Annotated in this window: 20 protein-coding genes and 1 pseudogene; 15 read left to right on the plus strand and 6 right to left on the minus strand. The window is 51.4% G+C overall.

Features of this window, described 5'->3' with window-relative positions:
* Window positions 1–45 precede the first annotated feature (45 nt).
* From rsfS to lipA, 10 genes are all read left to right on the plus strand, one after another.
* On the plus strand, window positions 46–363 hold the full coding sequence (rsfS, locus tag AC07P6_RS21820; protein WP_004100162.1) for a ribosome silencing factor: 318 nt from the start codon (window positions 46–48) through the stop codon (window positions 361–363).
* 3 nt (window positions 364–366) lie between these two features.
* Window positions 367–834: a 23S rRNA (pseudouridine(1915)-N(3))-methyltransferase RlmH gene (rlmH, locus tag AC07P6_RS21825; RefSeq protein WP_004100160.1), complete on the plus strand. Its 468-nt coding sequence runs from the start codon at window positions 367–369 to the stop codon at window positions 832–834.
* A gap of 27 nt (window positions 835–861) precedes the next feature.
* A complete protein-coding gene (gene mrdA, locus AC07P6_RS21830; RefSeq protein ID WP_110273333.1) occupies window positions 862–2,763 on the plus strand; it encodes a peptidoglycan DD-transpeptidase MrdA in 1,902 nt (633 codons plus the stop codon).
* Complete coding sequence (mrdB, locus tag AC07P6_RS21835; RefSeq protein ID WP_110273332.1) at window positions 2,763–3,875, plus strand: peptidoglycan glycosyltransferase MrdB; 1,113 nt, start codon at window positions 2,763–2,765, stop codon at window positions 3,873–3,875. Before mrdA ends, mrdB begins: the two co-directional genes overlap by 1 nt.
* Before the next feature lie 10 nt (window positions 3,876–3,885).
* Window positions 3,886–4,983 carry an endolytic peptidoglycan transglycosylase RlpA gene (rlpA, locus tag AC07P6_RS21840; protein ID WP_182236941.1) on the plus strand — a complete coding sequence of 366 codons (1,098 nt, stop codon included), beginning with the start codon at window positions 3,886–3,888 and terminating at the stop codon, window positions 4,981–4,983.
* Window positions 4,984–5,126: 143 nt separating this feature from the next.
* Window positions 5,127–6,326 carry a D-alanyl-D-alanine carboxypeptidase DacA gene (dacA, locus tag AC07P6_RS21845; protein WP_110273330.1) on the plus strand — a complete coding sequence of 400 codons (1,200 nt, stop codon included), beginning with the start codon at window positions 5,127–5,129 and terminating at the stop codon, window positions 6,324–6,326.
* Between the two features lie 106 nt (window positions 6,327–6,432).
* Window positions 6,433–6,696, plus strand: coding sequence for a DUF493 family protein YbeD (gene ybeD / locus AC07P6_RS21850; RefSeq protein WP_004100153.1), 264 nt, complete (start codon window positions 6,433–6,435; stop codon window positions 6,694–6,696).
* A gap of 98 nt (window positions 6,697–6,794) precedes the next feature.
* Window positions 6,795–7,439, plus strand: coding sequence for a lipoyl(octanoyl) transferase LipB (lipB, locus tag AC07P6_RS21855; protein WP_304256983.1), 645 nt, complete (start codon window positions 6,795–6,797; stop codon window positions 7,437–7,439).
* Between the two features lie 138 nt (window positions 7,440–7,577).
* Window positions 7,578–8,531 carry a YbeF family transcriptional regulator gene (locus AC07P6_RS21860; protein WP_182236945.1) on the plus strand — a complete coding sequence of 318 codons (954 nt, stop codon included), beginning with the start codon at window positions 7,578–7,580 and terminating at the stop codon, window positions 8,529–8,531.
* 187 nt (window positions 8,532–8,718) lie between these two features.
* Entirely contained in the window at window positions 8,719–9,684 is a 966-nt protein-coding gene (gene lipA, locus AC07P6_RS21865; protein ID WP_142512026.1) for a lipoyl synthase, read from the plus strand.
* A 243-nt stretch (window positions 9,685–9,927) separates the two neighbouring features.
* Here the strand turns inward: lipA and tatE are convergent, their stop codons facing one another.
* Both tatE and AC07P6_RS21875 read right to left on the minus strand, forming a co-directional pair.
* Window positions 9,928–10,134, minus strand: a complete 207-nt coding sequence (gene tatE / locus AC07P6_RS21870; RefSeq protein WP_110273326.1) for a twin-arginine translocase subunit TatE — start codon at window positions 10,132–10,134, stop codon at window positions 9,928–9,930.
* Between the two features lie 127 nt (window positions 10,135–10,261).
* Window positions 10,262–11,050: a deaminated glutathione amidase gene (locus AC07P6_RS21875; RefSeq protein ID WP_478314628.1), complete on the minus strand. Its 789-nt coding sequence runs from the start codon at window positions 11,048–11,050 to the stop codon at window positions 10,262–10,264.
* Window positions 11,051–11,141: 91 nt separating this feature from the next.
* Here AC07P6_RS21875 and crcB point away from each other — a divergent pair, with 91 nt between their 5' ends.
* Window positions 11,142–11,525: a fluoride efflux transporter CrcB gene (gene crcB / locus AC07P6_RS21880; protein ID WP_182236949.1), complete on the plus strand. Its 384-nt coding sequence runs from the start codon at window positions 11,142–11,144 to the stop codon at window positions 11,523–11,525.
* A 57-nt stretch (window positions 11,526–11,582) separates the two neighbouring features.
* On the opposite strand, the gene cspE is transcribed toward crcB, so the two are convergent.
* From cspE to AC07P6_RS21895, 3 genes are all read right to left on the minus strand, one after another.
* Entirely contained in the window at window positions 11,583–11,792 is a 210-nt protein-coding gene (gene cspE, locus AC07P6_RS21885) for a transcription antiterminator/RNA stability regulator CspE (protein WP_004100146.1), read from the minus strand.
* A gap of 199 nt (window positions 11,793–11,991) precedes the next feature.
* On the minus strand, window positions 11,992–12,579 hold the full coding sequence (gene pagP, locus AC07P6_RS21890; protein ID WP_478314630.1) for a lipid IV(A) palmitoyltransferase PagP: 588 nt from the start codon (window positions 12,577–12,579) through the stop codon (window positions 11,992–11,994).
* Window positions 12,557–13,251, minus strand: a protein-coding gene (locus AC07P6_RS21895; RefSeq protein WP_087786203.1) for an IS1-like element IS1N family transposase whose coding sequence is annotated in 2 segments (ribosomal slippage) — window positions 12,557–13,005 and window positions 13,005–13,251 — 696 coding nt in all. Because the reading frame shifts where the segments join, the coding sequence is not laid out codon by codon here. The genes pagP and AC07P6_RS21895 overlap by 23 nt, the downstream gene beginning before the upstream one ends.
* 385 nt (window positions 13,252–13,636) lie before the next feature.
* On the opposite strand from AC07P6_RS21895, the gene dcuC reads away from it, so the two are divergent.
* The 4 genes and pseudogenes from dcuC (at window position 13,637) to uspG (ending at window position 17,130) form a co-directional block, all read left to right on the plus strand.
* Window positions 13,637–15,010: an anaerobic C4-dicarboxylate transporter DcuC gene (dcuC, locus tag AC07P6_RS21900; protein ID WP_287859292.1), complete on the plus strand. Its 1,374-nt coding sequence runs from the start codon at window positions 13,637–13,639 to the stop codon at window positions 15,008–15,010.
* Between the two features lie 92 nt (window positions 15,011–15,102).
* Window positions 15,103–15,907 (plus strand): annotated as a pseudogene (gene rna / locus AC07P6_RS21905) (ribonuclease I).
* 185 nt (window positions 15,908–16,092) lie between these two features.
* Window positions 16,093–16,503 (plus strand): nucleoside diphosphate kinase regulator, encoded by a 411-nt coding sequence (gene rnk, locus AC07P6_RS21910; protein ID WP_478314632.1) that lies wholly within the window; start codon window positions 16,093–16,095, stop codon window positions 16,501–16,503.
* Window positions 16,504–16,701: 198 nt separating this feature from the next.
* Window positions 16,702–17,130 (plus strand): universal stress protein UspG, encoded by a 429-nt coding sequence (gene uspG, locus AC07P6_RS21915; protein ID WP_112214531.1) that lies wholly within the window; start codon window positions 16,702–16,704, stop codon window positions 17,128–17,130.
* An 81-nt stretch (window positions 17,131–17,211) separates the two neighbouring features.
* Here uspG and ahpF read toward each other — a convergent pair whose 3' ends face one another.
* Window positions 17,212–18,777, minus strand: coding sequence for an alkyl hydroperoxide reductase subunit F (gene ahpF, locus AC07P6_RS21920; protein ID WP_182236956.1), 1,566 nt, complete (start codon window positions 18,775–18,777; stop codon window positions 17,212–17,214).
* Window positions 18,778–18,878 lie beyond the last annotated feature (101 nt).

An 18,878-nucleotide genomic window follows, 5' to 3' on the forward strand; every position in this document is an offset into this window, starting at 1 on the left:
GGCTGTTTATTATTATCACACTTCACACTCACCCAGGGGGAACTCTTGCAGGGTAAAGCACTCCAGGATTTTGTTATCGACAAAATTGATGACCTGAAAGGTCAGGACATCGTAGCCATTGACGTTCATGGCAAATCCAGCATTACAGATTGCATGGTTATCTGCACAGGCACCTCCACGCGCCATGTTATGTCCATCGCCGATCACGTTGTGCAAGAATCTCGCGCCGCCGGTATGCTGCCGCTGGGCGTTGAAGGTGAAGCTGCTGCCGATTGGATTGTTGTGGATCTTGGCGACGTTATGGTTCACGTCATGCAGGAAGAGAGCCGTCGTTTGTACGAGCTGGAAAAACTCTGGAGTTAATGCGTGAAGCTGCACCTGGTGGCCGTTGGCACCAAAATGCCGGACTGGGTTCAGACCGGCTTTAGCGAGTATCTGCGCCGTTTTCCAAAAGATATGCCGTTCGAACTGGTGGAGATCCCCGCCGGTAAACGCGGTAAAAATGCTGACATCAAGCGCATCCTTGAAAAAGAAGGGGAAATGATGTTAGCGGCCGCAGGAAAAAACCGCATCGTGACCCTGGATATCCCGGGGAAACCGTGGGATACGCCACAGTTGGCGCGCGAACTGGAGCGCTGGAAACAGGATGGCCGCGACGTCAGCCTGCTCATCGGCGGCCCGGAAGGCCTTTCTCCAGCTTGTAAAGCGGCAGCGGAACAAAGTTGGTCGCTCTCAACGCTCACATTACCTCACCCGCTGGTTCGCGTACTGGTGGCCGAGAGTCTTTATCGGGCGTGGAGCATTACCACCAACCACCCTTACCACCGTGAGTAATGATGACCAGGGTAGACTAAGCAGCGAATGAAATTACAGAATTCTTTCCGCGACTATACGGCTGAATCCTCGCTGTTTGTGCGCCGGGCGCTGGTCGCTTTTTTGGGGATTTTGCTGCTTACCGGCGTACTGATCGCCAACCTTTATAACGTGCAAATTGTGCGTTACACAGACTATCAAACACGCTCGAACGAAAACCGCATCAAGCTGGTCCCTATTCCGCCGAGTCGCGGCATTATCTACGATCGCAACGGTACGCCGCTGGCGCTTAACCGCACAATTTACCAGCTGGAAATGATGCCGGAGAAGGTCGATAACGTACAGCAGACGCTGGATGCGCTGCGTGACGTCATCGACCTGACCGATGACGATGTGGCGAACTTTAAAAAAGAGCGCTCGCGCTCGCATCGCTTTACCTCTATTCCGGTGAAAGTGAACCTTACCGAAGTCCAGGTGGCTCGTTTCGCGGTTAACCAGTACCGCTTCCCCGGCGTGGAAGTCAAAGGCTATAAACGCCGTTACTATCCCTATAATTCCGCCCTTACCCACGTTATCGGCTACGTCTCTAAAATTAACGATAAAGACGTCGATCGCCTGGATAAAGAGGGGAAGCTGGCTAACTATGCCTCGACGCATGACATCGGTAAACTCGGTATTGAGCGCTACTATGAAGATGTGCTGCACGGGGAAACCGGCTATGAAGAGGTCGAGGTTAACAACCGTGGTCGCGTGATTCGTCAGCTTAAGGAAGTCCCACCGCAGGCCGGGCGCGATATCTATTTAACGCTCGACCTGAAACTACAGCAGTATATTGAAACGCTGCTCGCGGGAAGCCGCGCGGCCGTCGTTGTAACCGACCCACGAACCGGCGCGATCCTCGCATTGGTATCGACTCCAAGCTACGATCCGAATCTGTTCGTTGACGGCATCTCCAGTAAAGATTATTCAGGGCTGCTCAACGATCCGAATACGCCGCTGGTCAACCGCGCGACTCAAGGGGTATATCCTCCTGCCTCGACGGTTAAACCCTACGTCGCAGTCTCAGCGCTCAGCGCGGGCGTAATCACCCGTAATACCAGCCTGTTTGACCCCGGCTGGTGGCAACTGCCAGGTTCAGATAAGCGCTATCGCGACTGGAAGAAGTGGGGCCACGGGCATCTGAACGTCACTAAAGCGCTGGAAGAGTCTGCCGATACCTATTTCTATCAGGTTGCTTACGATATGGGTATCGATCGCCTGTCCGAATGGATGAGCAAATTCGGGTACGGCCACTATACTGGCGTTGATCTCTCGGAAGAACGCTCCGGCAATATGCCTACCCGTGAGTGGAAGCTCAAACGCTTCAAGAAGCCGTGGTATCAGGGCGATACTATTCCGGTCGGCATCGGTCAGGGCTACTGGACCGCAACGCCTATTCAGATGAACAAAGCGCTGATGATCCTGATTAACGACGGTGTCGTCAAAGTGCCGCACCTGCTGCAAAGCACGGTTGAAGATGGCAAACCAGTACCATGGGTACAGCCGCACGAACCGCCGGTCGGCGATATTCACTCTGGTTTTTGGGAAATCGCCAAAGACGGAATGTATGGCGTAGCCAACCGTGGAAACGGTACTGCACATAAATATTTCGCCAGCGCGCCGTATAAAATTGCGGCGAAATCGGGCACCGCCCAGGTCTTTGGCCTGAAAGCCAATGAAACCTATAACGCGCACCGAATCGCAGAACGCCTGCGTGACCACAAACTCATGACGGCATTTGCCCCTTATAACAACCCCCAGGTTGCCGTTGCAATCATTCTCGAGAACGGCGGCGCAGGGCCTGCAGTCGGTACCATTATGCGCCAGATTCTCGATCATATAATGCTGGGCGATAACAACACCAATCTGCCGAGTGAAAATCCGGCGGTCACGGCTGGGGAGGATCAATAATGACGGATAATCCAAACAAAAAATCGCTATGGGATAAAATCCATCTCGATCCCACCATGCTGCTTATCCTGCTGGCGCTACTGACCTATAGCGCGCTGGTTATCTGGAGCGCTAGCGGTCAGGACATGGGCATGATGGAGCGCAAAATCGGCCAGATCGCCATGGGCGTCGTTATCATGATCGTCATGGCGCAGATCCCGCCGCGTGTGTATGAGGGCTGGGCTCCCTACCTCTACATCGTCTGTATTATCCTGCTGGTGGCGGTGGATGCCTTTGGCGCAATTTCCAAAGGGGCGCAGCGCTGGCTGGATCTCGGTATCGTCCGTTTTCAGCCCTCGGAAATCGCGAAGATTGCCGTACCGCTGATGGTGGCGCGCTTTATCAACCGCGATGTTTGTCCACCATCGCTAAAAAATACCGCTATTGCGCTGGTGCTGATTTTCTTACCCACGCTGCTGGTTGCCGCGCAGCCTGACCTCGGAACTTCGATTCTGGTAGCGTTATCCGGCCTGTTTGTCCTGTTCTTGTCTGGGCTGAGCTGGCGTCTGATCGGCATTGCGGTGGTGCTGGTCGCCGCCTTTATCCCCATCTTGTGGTTCTTCCTGATGCATGATTATCAGCGCCAGCGCGTGATGATGCTGCTCGACCCGGAAACCGATCCGCTCGGCGCGGGCTACCACATTATTCAATCAAAAATCGCTATCGGCTCCGGTGGACTACGCGGAAAAGGTTGGCTGCACGGCACCCAGTCCCAGCTGGAATTCTTACCGGAGCGCCATACCGACTTTATCTTTGCCGTTCTGGCAGAGGAGCTGGGGCTGATTGGCGTACTGATCCTGCTGGCGCTGTATATTTTGCTTATCATGCGTGGGCTATGGATCGCCTCCCAGGCGCAAACGACCTTTGGTCGGGTTATGGCTGGGGGTTTAATGTTGATTTTATTCGTTTATGTCTTCGTAAATATTGGTATGGTAAGTGGTATTTTACCAGTGGTGGGGGTACCTTTGCCGCTGGTCAGCTACGGGGGCTCTGCCCTAATCGTATTGATGGCCGGGTTTGGTATCGTCATGTCGATCCATACTCATAGAAAAATGTTGTCGAAAAGCGTTTAAGGGGTTCGCGATGCGTAAGCAATGGCTGGGGATCTGCATAGCAGCAGGGCTGCTGGCGGCATGTCAGAGTGATGACGTTCAACAGAAAACGGTCAGCACTCCACAGCCGGCCGTTTGTAATGGACCAACTGTGGAAATCAGCGGTGCGGATCCACAGTATGAAACGCCTAACGCAACGGCGAATCAAGACTACGAACGCGATGGCAAAAGTTATAAAATCGTCCAGGATCCCTCTAACTTTACCCAGGCTGGTTTTGCCGCGATTTACGATGCAGAGCCGAACAGCAACCTGACCGCCTCAGGGGAAGCCTTCGACCCGACGCAGCTCACCGCCGCGCATCCGACGTTGCCGATCCCAAGCTACGCGCGGATAACAAACCTCGCCAACGGGCGAATGATCGTGGTACGAATCAACGATCGCGGACCTTACGGCAACGATCGCGTCATCTCGCTTTCACGTGCCTCAGCCGATCGTCTGAATACCTCGAACAATACCAAAGTGCGTATCGATCCGATCGTTGTCGCCCCAGATGGCTCACTTTCCGGCCCCGGTATGGCCTGTACGACCGTTGCTAAACAGACCTACGCCCTGCCCGCACGTCCGAATCTTGATGGTGATAACGGTGCAGCCATCGGTCAACCCGCGCAAACTGATGTTCATGCCATCAGCAACTCAACTTTAAAGCCAGAAGATAGCACCGGCGCACCGGTAAACAGCGGCGGGTTCCTTGGCGCGCCAACGCCGCTGAACAGTGGGGTGCTGGAAAGCAGTGAGCCAGTTGTGCAAACCGCGCCGGTTACAGCTCCAGGTTCGGTCCAGGGCGGCGTAGCGCCTGCCGTAGCGGCGACTGCTGCGGTAACACCAGCGGCTGCCACCACCAGCGGCGACTTCGTCGTACAGGTAGGTGCCGTCAGCGATCAGGCCCGTGCGCAGCAGTATCAGCAGCGCCTGAGCCAGCAATTCTCCGTACCCGGCCGCGTGATGCAAAACGGCGCGGTATGGCGTATTCAATTGGGTCCATTCAGCAGCAAAGGGCAAGCCAGCACGGTTCAACAACGCCTACAAAGCGAAGCTCAGCTGCAATCATTTATTACTCGCGCCAACTAAACGCGTCGGGCTGTTGTCCTCCGCTCACCACGCATGACAAAGTCATTAACAAAGTCATGCGCAATGTCGGATGCTGGCCCGCAGTGCATTTGCTATAGTAAGGCACTTTTTTTAACTCCATCACGGATGCCGTTGTTCAGACCATGAAGACCTCTTTCACCGCTCGTTTACTTGTTACGGCGCTCTCCGTGGCAGCGCTATCCTCAGCTGCCCGCGCCGATGACCTGAATATCAAAACTATGATCCCTGGCGCCCCGCAGATTGATGCCGAATCCTGGGTTCTTATCGATTACAACTCAGGCAAGGTATTGGCTGAAAATAACGCCGATTCCCGTCGCGACCCGGCGAGTCTGACCAAGATGATGACCAGCTATGTTATTGGTCAGGCGATGAAAGCGGGCAAGTTTAAAGAATCCGATCTGGTCACCGTTGGTAACGATGCGTGGGCGACCGGTAACCCAGTCTTTAAAGGCTCCTCACTGATGTTCCTTAAGCCTGGTATGCAGGTACCGGTTTCCCAGCTGATCCGCGGTATTAACCTGCAGTCAGGTAATGACGCCTGTGTGGCGATGGCCGACTATGTCGCTGGTAGCCAGGATGCCTTCGTCGGCCTGATGAATAACTACGTTAACGCTCTGGGTCTGAAGAACACCCATTTCCAGACCGTTCATGGCCTGGATGCCGATGGTCAGTTCAGCTCGGCGCGTGATATGGCGCTGATTGGCCAGGCGCTGATCCGCGATGTGCCGAACGAATACACCATCTACAAAGAAAAAGAGTTCACCTTTAACGGGATTCGCCAGCTCAACCGTAACGGCCTGCTATGGGATAAAAGTCTGAGCGTCGACGGCATTAAAACGGGCCATACGGACAAAGCGGGCTATAATCTCGTGGCTTCGGCAACCGAAGGCCAGATGCGCCTGATCTCTGCCGTGATGGGTGGACGTACCTATAAAGGCCGTGAGTCCGAGAGCAAAAAACTGCTGACCTGGGGCTTCCGCTTCTTTGAAACCGTTAACCCGATTAAAGCCGGGAAAGAGTTCGCCTCTGAACCCGCCTGGTTTGGTGATAACGATCGCGCCTCCCTCGGTGTGGACAAAGACGTTTATCTGACTATCCCTCGTGGTCGTATGAAAGACCTGAAAGCCAGCTATGTCCTGAACAATGCCGAACTGCACGCGCCGCTACAGAAAAACCAGGTTGTTGGCACCATTAATTTCCAGTTGGACGGTAAAACTATCGATCAGCGCCCGCTGGTCGTACTGCAGGAAATTCCGGAAGGCAATTTCTTCGGCAAAATCATTGATTACATTAAGTTAATGTTCCATCACTGGTTTGGTTAAAAATCGAACACTTGAAAGTGTGATTTGCGTCCCCATATACTAGGTATCCTGATAACTCCCACACGTCGTGGGAGTTATTATTTTTTGTTGTAACACCGGAGCTGACATGAAAACCAAACTTAACGAACTGCTTGAATTCCCTACCCCTTTTACTTACAAAGTAATGGGACAGGCGTTGCCGGAGCTGGTTGACCAGGTGGTTGAAGTGGTACAGCGCCATGCACCAGGTGATTACTCTCCGACGGTAAAACCCAGCAGCAAAGGCAACTACCACTCGGTCTCCATCACGATTAACGCCACACATATCGAGCAGGTAGAAACCCTGTACGAAGAGTTGGGTAATATTGAAATCGTGCGAATGGTGCTGTAAACCGATTGCTTGACCCGGCCTTTGTGCCGGGTAATCCTCTCTTTCTCGCTGTGATATACTCCCCACTCAAGTTATTCTCTCTCTGCGGAGACGTTGTTTTGCAGCACAATAAAATCCTCATCCGCCAACTCGGCCTGCAACCTTACGAACCTATCTCGCAGGCAATGCATGAGTTCACCGACACTCGCGACGACTCCACCCTGGATGAAATCTGGTTGGTCGAGCATCATCCAGTGTTCACTCAGGGCCAGGCCGGAAAAGCCGAACATGTTCTTGTTCCTGGCGATATCCCAGTGATTCAGAGTGACCGTGGCGGGCAGGTTACCTATCATGGTCCTGGGCAGCAGGTGATGTACGTCCTGCTGAACCTTAAACGTCGTAAGCTGGGTGTACGTGAGCTGGTCACCCTTTTAGAGCAAACCGTCGTGAATACGCTAGCAGAATCTGGCATTGAGTCGCACCCCCGCGCCGATGCTCCCGGCGTCTATGTCGGCGAGCAAAAAATCTGCTCTCTGGGCCTGCGTATCCGCAAAGGTTGCTCATTCCACGGTCTGGCGCTGAATATCGCCATGGATCTGTCACCATTCCTGCGAATTAACCCATGTGGTTACGCTGGTATGGAAATGACTCAAATGCGTCAGTGGCAGCCGAATGCTCGTCCAGAAACCGTTGCTCCGCAATTGGCCGCGAATCTGTTGGCACTGCTCAATAATCCACCGTACGAATACATTTCAGTCCGGTAATTATTACGTCCCGTGGTCGCGGGACGTCACATTTCCCTCTCACAACAAATTAAGTCTTTATATTTGCTGTGTATTATCACGTATCAGAATGAGTCTGGTCGTTATAATGATGCTATTCACCATTATCGGAAATATAGAGTGGAAGAAAATAACGCTCCAGCAGAACCAACTGACCCACAAGATGATCGCCACGGGCGGCAGATGTTTCGCATTTTGCGTAACATAGACCTGAACTTACTGACTATTTTTGAAGCCGTTTATGTGCATAAAGGCATCGTTAATGCGGCAAAGGTGCTCAACATCACCCCCTCAGCGATCAGTCAATCAATCAACAAACTGCGAGCACTCTTCCCCGATCCGCTGTTTATTCGCAAAGGCCAGGGCGTAACGCCTACCGCCTATGCAACGCATCTTCATCAGCATATTAGTCAGGGAATGGAGGCTTTTCTCAACGCGCTGGATTTAACCGGTGATACGCACCAAGAGCGAGTGATAACCATCGCGACCTCTCCGGCTATCGGAGCGTTGATAATGCCGGTAATTACCAAAAAACTGAGAGCCGTCTTTCCTCAGGTATTGCTGCATAATATCGCCATCAACGACGCCGTCAGCCAGTTGAATCAGCGTCAGGTCGATCTGTTGATCGACAGCTTCGCGCACGCCGGGCTGTCGATTACGCATCATGTGTTATTTCAGGATAGTGTGCACATATACTGCCGGGCAGGCCATCCAGCGTTAAAAATGCCGGCAACTCCAGAAAACCTTCGTCAATATGAATTCGCGCTGCTGCAACCTGAGCACCATCGCTATGCAACAATTCTGCGTCGCCTGCATGAGCACCTGGGCGAGCGTCGCTGCGGCTTCAGTAGCTACAATTTGTTAACTCAGGCCGCACTGGTCAGTGAAAGCGAGATGCTGGGGCTGATTACTTCCGGAATGTTCTCCCTGGTAGAGCGCATATGGCCGTTAAAAATGCTTGATTTCCCACCTTTACAGGCGGAAAAAATTGATATTTCGCTACATTACAATAAGCTCAGCGCGCAAGAACCCTTATTGAAAGAGATTGTAGAGACCATTCGCCAGGCCTTTTAGGTGATAAAGCACGTGTGGGAAAAACATAAAACAACAACTATTTTACAATTTGCCGTGTTACCAGGCTGCTTTCTGCCCCGCATCAATGGTATACTGCCTGCGCTTAATTCAAAAATAGTTGATAAATACAACATTTTCTTGAATTGATTCGCTTTCCTTCGTGACTTGCAACTGGAACACGCACGCTATGAGTAAACCCATTGTGATGGAACGCGGTGTTAAATACCGCGACGCCGATAAAATGGCCCTTATCCCGGTGAAAAACGTGGCAACTGAGCGTGAAGCTCTGCTCAGAAAACCGGAATGGATGAAAATCAAACTTCCGGCTGACTCGTCCCGTATCCAGGGGATCAAGGCAGCGATGCGTAAGAACGGCCTGCACTCCGTGTGCGAAGAAGCCTCTTGCCCGAACCTCGCGGAATGTTTTAACCACGGAACGGCGACTTTTATGATTCTGGGTGCCATCTGTACCCGTCGTTGTCCGTTCTGCGACGTGGCGCACGGGCGCCCGGTCACTCCTGACGCCAACGAACCGCAAAAGCTGGCGCAAACTATTGCCGATATGGCCCTGCGTTACGTTGTGGTGACCTCCGTTGACCGTGACGATCTGCGCGATGGCGGCGCTCAGCATTTTGCCGACTGCATCAGCGCTATTCGCGAGAAAAATCCGACCATCAAAATTGAAACCCTGGTTCCGGACTTCCGCGGTCGTATGGATCGTGCTTTGGAAATCCTCCAGGCGACACCGCCGGATGTGTTTAACCATAACCTGGAAAACGTGCCGCGCCTGTATCGCCAGGTTCGTCCGGGAGCCGATTACAACTGGTCTCTGAAGCTGCTGGAGCGTTTTAAAGAAGCACATCCGGAGATCCCGACTAAATCGGGTTTGATGGTTGGTCTAGGTGAAACGAACGCCGAAATCGTTGAAGTGATGCGCGATCTACGTCGTCACGGCGTCACGATGCTAACTTTAGGTCAATATTTGCAGCCAAGCCGTCATCACCTGCCGGTACAGCGTTATGTTAGCCCTGATGAGTTCGAAGAGATGAAAGGTGAAGCCATGGCAATGGGCTTTACCCACGCCGCCTGCGGGCCGTTCGTTCGCTCGTCCTATCATGCTGACCTGCAAGCCAAAGGTATGGAAGTGAAGTAATCCGTACCTCGACTGCTGCGTGAAACCTGGTAGCGCAGCAGTTTACTTTTCTGTTCTGCTATTCCCGAAATTCCCCATTGAAATGAATTAACCCAGCGCGGTAACAGTTGGTTGCATCTTTTTAGGCCAAATAACGTATATATAACAAAAAGAGGCCGCAACGACTAACGCTGCGGCCTCTTTGCCGTCCAGGTTCACACCTGTCGGCAGCGTGCTCCCCTCCACCGGGAAGCACGAAGTGAATTACTCTTTATGAGAGAGTTTCTGTGCCGGGATCTCTTCCTCTGCACTGGTTTTCTTCGCACTATCATCGTCATCGTTCATGGCCTTTTTAAAGCCTTTGATGGCCGAGCCCAGGTCTCCACCCAGCGTGCGTAATTTTTTGGTACCAAACACTAAAATAATCAGCGCTGCGACTACCAGCAGTTTGGTAATACTAATCTCACCCATAGCTAACCTTCTTCTCTAATACAAGCTGCGAATACGCCATCATACACGCATACAATTAACGGCTATTTGACGCGCGGACACAATAGCAATCTGTAACAAGGTGAATCAAGCCTTGTTTAAAAAAACGTCATAATAATTGCGGTGGCGCAAAGCGACGATTCTGCAACACCGGCAAGCGTTCCCGTACCAGCTGAAGATAATCAGCTGAAAGCTCAGCAAAAATCAACTGCGGCTGTTCTCCTGCCCCAGCGATCGTCATTCCAAGAGGATCAACAATACGACTCTGTCCAATATTGCGGGTTCCGCACTCACCTGCCGCGATAATATAACAGGTAGTATCCAGCGCCCGCGCCGCCAGCAACGTCGACCAATGATGTTCCTTAAGCGGCCCTTTCACCCACGCAGTGGGTAATACTAAGAGTTGCGCCCCGCTGAGCGCTAGCGACAGCGCCAGTTCAGGAAAACGCAAATCGTAGCAGGTCATCAGCCCGACGCGCATCCCATCAACCTCAATAAGCGGCGGAATTTGCTGTCCGGCATCGACCAACCGGGATTCCTGAATATTGAAAGCATCATACAGGTGTAGCTTCTGATATTGCGCAATAATCTTACCCTGACGTAAAGCCACCAGCGTGTTAGTTGCCCGCCCCTCGCCTGAAGGCACGTGCAAAGTCAGCACCGTCGTCAGCACGCTGTTTTTACTTTCCGCCAGCAGTAACTGTAAAAAGCCGCCATCCAGGAGTTGGGCTGATTTAACCGATAAATCCGCATCGTTGTCATCTCGAGCAAGAAGCGCTTCTGGTAATACCAATAACGAAGCCCCCCTCCCGACAGCCTGACGCATCAGCACGACGCAAGTCTGCGCATTGGTCGTCCAGTCTGGCGTTACGGCAAATTGTCCGGCAGCAACAAGCATCTTTTCTCTCCCATCAGGTAATTCATAGCCAGCAAGGTATTTCGCGCGCTACACTCGAAGTTTAGTATCAATCAATAAACAGGGAACGACCGTGTTGCAACTCCTTTTGGCTGTATTTCTTGGCGGCGGCACTGGCAGCGTTTTACGCTGGTGGCTGGGTATGAAGCTTAATCCCATGCACCACGCTCTCCCCATTGGTACTCTTACTGCTAACCTGCTAGGGGCATTTATTATCGGAGCCGGTCTGGCCTGGTTTAATCGACTGACGGGTATCGATCCGATGTGGAAACTGCTTATCACCACCGGCTTTTGCGGCGGACTGACAACCTTCTCCACATTTTCCGCCGAAGTGGTGTTTCTTCTGCAGCAGGGGCGCTTTAGCTGGGCATTGCTGAATATCGTCGTCAACTTATTAGGCTCGTTTGCCATGACGGCAGCGGCATTCTGGCTATTTTCTCAGGCAGCAAGCCGCTAACTACAGGCAAAAAAAAACCCGCTAAGAGCGGGTTTTTATATTCTACTGACGCGTTGCTTAGATAGGCATTACGTTTGCAGCAGAAGGGCCTTTGGCACCGTTAGTGATTTCGAACTCTACACGCTGACCTTCAGCCAGAGTTTTGAAACCGTTGGACTGGATTGCAGAGAAATGTACGAATACATCTTTGCTGCCATCTTCCGGAGTAATGAAACCGAATCCTTTGGACTCATTAAACCACTTAACGTTACCTTTAATCTTAGACATCAAAATTACCTTTATATGAAAAAATCGACACTAATACTGTGTCGGGCATCAGTACACCAATTGTGGTACCTTTTGTCCAGCGCAACTTTGCTAAAAAGTGATAAAAGTCTCTATCTTTTTGTAGACATATAACTTTAATCATTGTTTTTTCAGAACATAGTCCGCTTATCACTTTTGTTGCAATGCAATGCCGTGCTGGTTAAAACTGGATGCGCGCCCACGCAAAGTAAACGTTACCGTTGTTATAGGTACCTGGAATATAGGTCATTTGGAATGTTGCAGGACCGTAACCAATGGAGGCCAGAGGCAGCACAACTGGAATAGGGATATAGTTCCAGTTATCACGCGCCGTTACGCCAAGGGTATAGCCTAAGCCAAGATGGAAGTTATCGTCAGCCAACGGACGCCAGGTTTTTTCCCAACCGTAGCCGCCAATGGGCTCCCATTTGTTATAGGAGTCTTTGAAGGCCATGAGGTAAATACCATTCCAGTTCCCTTTATCATCCCAACGCGAAATGCCGAAGCCCGCCCCCCAGGGACGTTCGTTATACTTATCCGTTTTTTCTTTATCGTAGGCGAAACGAGCATGCCAGGTCACCGCCGGTATGAAAAGATCGTAGTGCTCAGGCTCATTCCAGGTCTGCGCAATGTTATCACTTAGCGTGTTGTAACCATCGCGCAGCGTTGAGCTAAACGATGCGTTAGCAGTAGCGGATGAGAGCAGCAGTCCCAGGCATCCAAGAAAAAACCGGTGATGCTTCCAATTAGTAGAACATGTGTTTTTCAATAAACGTCCCGATGACTTTTTCGTGGATCTCTACTGAACGCGAGAAGCAGATTGTTTTACGAGCCAAGCGCTTAATGCGGGTGCGCAGCGTCAGGTTATTGCGCTCAATCCGTTGGGTGAATATTTTTCCGGTCAGATGCTTATCCTTCGGCACCTCCCGGCCATAGCTGCCCCAGTCGTCGCTGGTGATCATGCCGATGTTGAATGGCGTAAGCAGTGCCAGTAGTTCCCGGCAGGTTTCATCGGTACGGGGACCAAAAGTGTAGGCCAGTACACCCCCTGTTTTGGTGTTATACGCGTACCAGAGCCAGTGTTGCCGGGCTTTACTGCCAACGAAACTCCATTGCTCATCAAGTTCGCAGATAAGCGCCACATCAGCATGAGCAACGGGCGAAGACGTTATTCGCTTTGGCGTGAGTTTTTTAAAGTCCGGATGACGGTGTTAATGCCAATTTTCAGTGTTCTGGCGGTATCGCGAACCCCGGCGCCATTGAAGGCCATTTCAGTGATCAGCTCTTTAATGCCCGGCTTACGGGCCTCATAAGTGTAAGTGAGCTGAAAAACGCGGTGGCAGTCACGGCAGCGAAATCTGTCATGGCCTTTAGGGTTCTGACCATGGCGGTAGACCTGTGCAGACTGACAACGAGGACAATGAATGTTAACGCTGGCCATGAAAGAACCTCAAAAGCCCGCATTATACATCAGATTCAACTAATTAGAGGCATCACCAACTCGGTCAACCGTTCCTTAACTGCTCAGCATTAACACTTCTCTATTACCAGTATCATTTTTAAGGCGGGTTAAGATAGCAAAGATAAACTTAATAATACCTTAACGGAATTAGGCAAACTCTTGATTTGTCCGGTACAAAAATCTGAAAATCATCACGACTGGCCTTTTGGCCACGTCCCCATTGTACGGCAATTAAGGTATTCTCACCGATTTATTGATTTGCATCAGCGAGTTCAGCCCGTTTTTTAGGCACATTCGCTCACTTAATTTTTTCTTCGCTTTATTTATCAGCAGATTCTTTGGGTTAATGGTTTAGGGGTAAAAGATGCTTACGCTAGTAGAGATCCTCATTGGGATTGTGGTCATTGTGGGCGTCGCCCGCTATATCATTAAAGGCTATTCAGCCACCGGCGTGTTGTTCGTCGGCGGTTTAGTATTACTCATCGCCAGCGCACTAATGGGGCATAAGATTCTACCTGGTGATGCAAAGAGCACTGGTTACTCCGCCACAGATATTATCGAATACGTCAAGATTCTGCTCATGAGCCGCGGCGGCGACCTCGGCATGATGATAATGATGCTCTGTGGTTTCGCGACCTACATGACGCATATTGGCGCCAACGACATGGTAGTGAAACTGGCCTCAAAGCCGCTGCGCTATATTAACTCTCCATACCTGTTAATGATCGCCGCCTATTTCGTGGCCTGCCTGATGTCACTGGCAGTCTCTTCAGCGACCGGTCTCGGCGTGCTGTTGATGGCAACCCTGTTCCCGGTGATGGTCAACGTCGGCATTAGTCGCGGCGCGGCGGCCGCTATTTGCGCCTCTCCGGCTGCGATTATTCTCTCCCCCACTTCTGGCGACGTGGTGCTGGCCGCCAAAGCCGCCGAAATGCCGTTGATAGACTTTGCCTTTAAAACCACCCTGCCTATTTCCATTGTGGCCATCATCAGCATGGCTATCGCCCACTTTTTCTGGCAGCGCTATCTCGATAAAAAAGAAAATGCCTCGCACGAAATGCTGGATGTGAACGAGATAACCACCACAGCCCCTGCTTTTTACGCCATCCTGCCGTTTACACCTATCATTGGCGTACTGATTTTCGACGGTAAATGGGGTCCGGAACTGCACATCATCACGATCCTCGTTCTCTGCATGCTATTGGCTGCAGTACTGGAGTTCTTTCGCGGCTTTAATACCAAAAACGTGTTTAATGGTCTGGAAGCCGCTTACCGAGGTATGGCGGATGCTTTTGCTGGCGTAGTCATGCTGCTGGTTGCCGCAGGCGTCTTTGCCCAAGGGCTGAGCACCATTGGTTTTATCAATGGCCTGATTTCTATCGCCACCTCATTTGGTTCAGCCAGCATTATCCTGATGCTGGTATTGGTGATACTGACAATGCTGGCGGCGATGACCACCGGTTCCGGCAACGCACCATTCTATGCCTTCGTTGAGATGATCCCGAAGCTGGCACACTCTTCCGGTATCAATCCCGCTTATCTTTCCATCCCGATGCTGCAGGCGTCTAACCTTGGACGAACTATTTCACCCGTCTCCGGCGTGGTGGTCGCGGTTGCCGGGATGGCAAAAATATCACCTTTTGAAGTGGTTAAACGCACCTCAGTCCCCGTTCTGGTTGGGCTGTTGGTCGTTATAGTCGCTACCGAAATTTTGGTCCCGGGCAGTGCTATTCACTAGCCGTGAAACCACGCGAAAAGGCGCCTGTTGGCGCCTTTTTTATGCTTTAATAACTCAATGTTATTAATGACCGTCAGTCATCAGGAATAAAAATGTTCAGGAAGGATTTCGTCGCCATTGCTCTGTTGCTTATTTCTACTCAGGCCAGTGCAGACCCGCTAATAGCAACGCAATACGGCGATTTCGACCGCTACGTGCTGGCCCTCTCCTGGCAAACGGGATTCTGCCAAAGCATGCATGACAAAAACCGTAGCGAGCCGGATGAGTGTCGTTTACAGCAAGAAAGCGCAAATAAAGCCGATTTCCTGACCGTACACGGTTTATGGCCCAGTTTGCCAAAATCCATCGCCGCACGCGGCGTAGACGAACGTCGCTGGATGCGTTATGGCTGCGCGACACGTCCACTCCCTAACATGCCAGAAGCCAAAGCCGGAAGAAAATGCCAGGCAGCGGAAACCGGTCTGTCGCTAGAGATGGCGAATAAGCTCAACGGCGTGATGCCAGGTTCCGGTGGCAATTCGTGCCTTGAACGCTATGAATATGCCAAACACGGCATTTGCTTCGGTTTTGATCCTGATAACTACTTCGGCGCTATGGTTCGTCTGAACGGTGAAGTCAAACAGAGTGCTCTGGGGGGATTCCTCGCACAACACTATGGGCAAACCGTGAGCCGTGAGCCGTGAGGGTTTCGATGCCGTAGTCGCGCAAGCCTTTGGAAAACAGAACGTTAAAGCGTTTAAATTAACTTGCAGCGGCAACCCTGCCTATCTGACCGAGATGCAAATCTCGATCAAAGCCACAGCCATAAATGCCCCACTTTCCGCAGATTCATTTTTGCCTCAGCCCCATCCAGGTAATTGTGGCAAGCAATTTGTATTAGATAAAGTGGGTAGCTAAAGGAAGCAGACTCTGATGCCGTTATCATAAATTTCATACGGCTCAGCTATTGATCATTGATGAATGTGCGTTTAATCACTTCAAACCGTCGACAAGTCTCAGTATGATGAGAGGACATTAACCCTTGCCATTTTCGGCGAGGGTTTTCTTTTACGGATAGGTTCCTGGATAACATGGAGTATGCGATGACCAGACCCGCAATCATCATTAATGAACTCGATGCAGAACGCATCGACCGACTGCTGGAACAACCGGCTTTCGCCAACTCTCCGGTGGCGGATGCATTGAACGACGAACTGGACCGGGCACAGATGCTCGCCCCGGAAGCCATGCCGCATGATGTCGTCAGCATGAATAGCCAGGTCAGATTTCGCGATTTAACAACGGGTGAAGAACGCGTACGTACGCTGGTTTTCCCCTCTCAGGTCACGGATAGCGCTACGCAGCTATCGGTCATGGCCCCGGTCGGCGCAGCCCTACTGGGCCTGAAAGTTGGCGGTACCATTCACTGGGAATTACCCGGCGGCACCTCAACGCATCTTGAAGCACTGGAACTGCTGTATCAACCGGAAGCCGCAGGCGATTATCACCGTTAATCTCCCTACTGCCTGAGGCGTTTCGCGCTTTATTCAGAGGATGTATTCGCATCCTCTTTCTGCATATTTCACTGCCCTTGCTGCTTTTGACAAATTTTTACGCCCTCCTCTACCCGATCTGACAGTTTTGCGACCTGAATGGCACAATATTCTCCTATAATATGTTGATATAGAAACCAACGAACAAGGAGGAAGCATATGTACAAGACGATCATTATGCCTGTTGATGTTTTTGAGATGGAGCTGAGCGATAAAGCCGTCCGTCATGCGGAGTTTTTAGCCCAGCAGGACGGGGTTATCCATCTCCTTCACGTACTTCCCGGTTCATCAAGCTTCACAATGAGTCGCTTCACAGCAGACCTGCGTCGCTTTGAAGAACATTTACAGCATGAAGCAGAAACCCGTCTACAAACGATGGCCGGGCATTTCAGCATTGACCCATCGCGAATCAAGACGCATGTCCGTTTCGGCACCGTGCGTGATATGGTCAATGAACTAGCAAATGAAATTAAAGCCGATGTGGTGGTCATTGGTTCACGCAACCCTTCAATCAGCACGCATCTGCTGGGTTCCAATGCCTCAAGTGTGATTCGCCACGCCCATATCCCGGTAATGGTTGTTCGGTAAGCTGAACGTGATTGAGATAAAAAAGAGGCTACCCCAGGGTAGCCTCTTTACTTTGCAGGTTTGGTCTTACTTTATTATGAATTATGCAATCGTAGTGCGAATCAGGTAATCGAATGCGCTCAGGGACGCTTTCGCACCTTCGCCCGTGGCGATAATAATCTGTTTGTACGGTACGGTGGTGCAGTCACCGGCAGCAAAGACGCCCTTCACGTTGGTTTCACATTTCGCATCAATGATGATTTCACCCATGCGGTTACGTTCAACTGCGCCTTCCAGCCAGTTGGTATTCGGCAGCAGACCGATTTGCACGAAAATCCCGGACAGCGCCACGTGATGCTCATCGCCGCTAACACGGTCACGATACTGCAAACCGGTTACCTTACTACCGTCACCCACCACTTCCGTGGTTTGCGCATTCAGAATAATATCGACATTCTTCAGGCTGCGAACTTTATCCTGTAATACCTGATCCGCCTTCATTTCCGGCGCAAACTCAAGCAGAGTCACATGTTCAACTACTCCGGCGAGATCAATCGCCGCTTCAACGCCTGAGTTACCGCCGCCGATAACCGCAACGCGTTTACCTTTAAACAGCGGGCCATCGCAGTGTGGGCAATAGGTTACGCCTTTAGTACGATACTGATCTTCGCCTGGCACGTTCATGTTACGCCATTTCGCACCGGTCGCAATAATAACGCTACGCGCTTTCAGCACCGCGCCAGAGGCGGTCTCAATCTGATGCAGACCCCCTTCAACGGTAGCCGGAATCAGTTTAGATGCGCTCTGAGAGTCAATAACATCGACATCATATTCATTGACGTGCGCTTTCAAAGCGCCAGCCAGTTTCTGGCCTTCGGTTTTCGGCACAGAGATATAGTTTTCGATATCTACGGTATCCAGCACCTGGCCGCCAAAACGTTCCCCCATCAGGCCAGTACGAATACCTTTACGTGCGGAGTACACCGCCGCCGCCGCACCTGAAGGGCCGGAGCCAACAATCAGCACATCATAAGCTTCACGTTTATTCAGCTCTTCTGCCGCGCGTTTTTCCGCGCCGGTATCGACTTTAGCAACGATTTCGCTCAACGTCATACGACCCTGGCCAAATTCCTGACCGTTCATAAATACTGCCGGAACGCCCATCACGTTGCGATCGGTGATTTCGTTCTGGAACGTGCCGCCATCAATTGCCGTATGCTTGATGCGCGGGTTCAGTACCGCCATCAGGTTCAGCGCCTGAACAACATCCGGGCAATTATGGCAGGTCAGTGAATAATAGGTTTCAAACTCAAAATCACCGTCGATATCGCGTATCTGCTCCAGCAAAGTCTGCGCTTCTTTTGAAGGATGACCGCCCATCCACAGCAATGCTAAAACTAAAGAGGTGAATTCATGTCCCAGCGGAGAACCAGCAAAGCGCGGCCCCTGCTGTGAACCCGGATTCGTAATCAGGAAAGAAGGCTTGCGCACCGGCAAGCTATTTTCTTCTTTAAAGGTGACTTTGTCTGACAATTCAGCAATTTCAGCCAGCAGTTCCCTGATTTCTGCCGATTTAGCGCCGTCATCCAGCGTGGCAATCAGCTCAACAGGTTTAGTCAGTTTCTCAAGATAAGCCTTGAGCTGGGTTTTCATGTTGGTGTCGAGCATTTTTAATCTCCTGGGCTTAAAACATCATCATGCAAACGGCCTGGTCCAGGCTGCCTGAATGCGCTTGCATCATAGTGTTGGAATAAAACGGGCGCGGCGCA

Source organism: Klebsiella sp. GFKo11 (genome assembly GCF_056490265.1).

Bases quoted from the DNA above. Each gene is read 5' to 3' on its own strand.
- mrdA (WP_110273333.1), top strand. From the start codon at position 862: ATGAAATTACAGAATTCTTTCCGCGACTATACGGCTGAATCCTCGCTG.
- mrdB (WP_110273332.1), top strand. From the start codon at position 2,763: ATGACGGATAATCCAAACAAAAAATCGCTATGGGATAAAATCCATCTC.
- rlpA (WP_182236941.1), top strand. From the start codon at position 3,886: ATGCGTAAGCAATGGCTGGGGATCTGCATAGCAGCAGGGCTGCTGGCG.
- dacA (WP_110273330.1), top strand. From the start codon at position 5,127: ATGAAGACCTCTTTCACCGCTCGTTTACTTGTTACGGCGCTCTCCGTG.
- ybeD (WP_004100153.1), top strand. From the start codon at position 6,433: ATGAAAACCAAACTTAACGAACTGCTTGAATTCCCTACCCCTTTTACT.
- lipA (WP_142512026.1), top strand. From the start codon at position 8,719: ATGAGTAAACCCATTGTGATGGAACGCGGTGTTAAATACCGCGACGCC.
- tatE (WP_110273326.1), bottom strand. From the start codon at position 10,134: ATGGGTGAGATTAGTATTACCAAACTGCTGGTAGTCGCAGCGCTGATT.
- AC07P6_RS21875 (WP_478314628.1), bottom strand. From the start codon at position 11,050: ATGCTTGTTGCTGCCGGACAATTTGCCGTAACGCCAGACTGGACGACC.
- cspE (WP_004100146.1), bottom strand. From the start codon at position 11,792: ATGTCTAAGATTAAAGGTAACGTTAAGTGGTTTAATGAGTCCAAAGGA.
- dcuC (WP_287859292.1), top strand. From the start codon at position 13,637: ATGCTTACGCTAGTAGAGATCCTCATTGGGATTGTGGTCATTGTGGGC.
- rnk (WP_478314632.1), top strand. From the start codon at position 16,093: ATGACCAGACCCGCAATCATCATTAATGAACTCGATGCAGAACGCATC.
- uspG (WP_112214531.1), top strand. From the start codon at position 16,702: ATGTACAAGACGATCATTATGCCTGTTGATGTTTTTGAGATGGAGCTG.
- ahpF (WP_182236956.1), bottom strand. From the start codon at position 18,777: ATGCTCGACACCAACATGAAAACCCAGCTCAAGGCTTATCTTGAGAAA.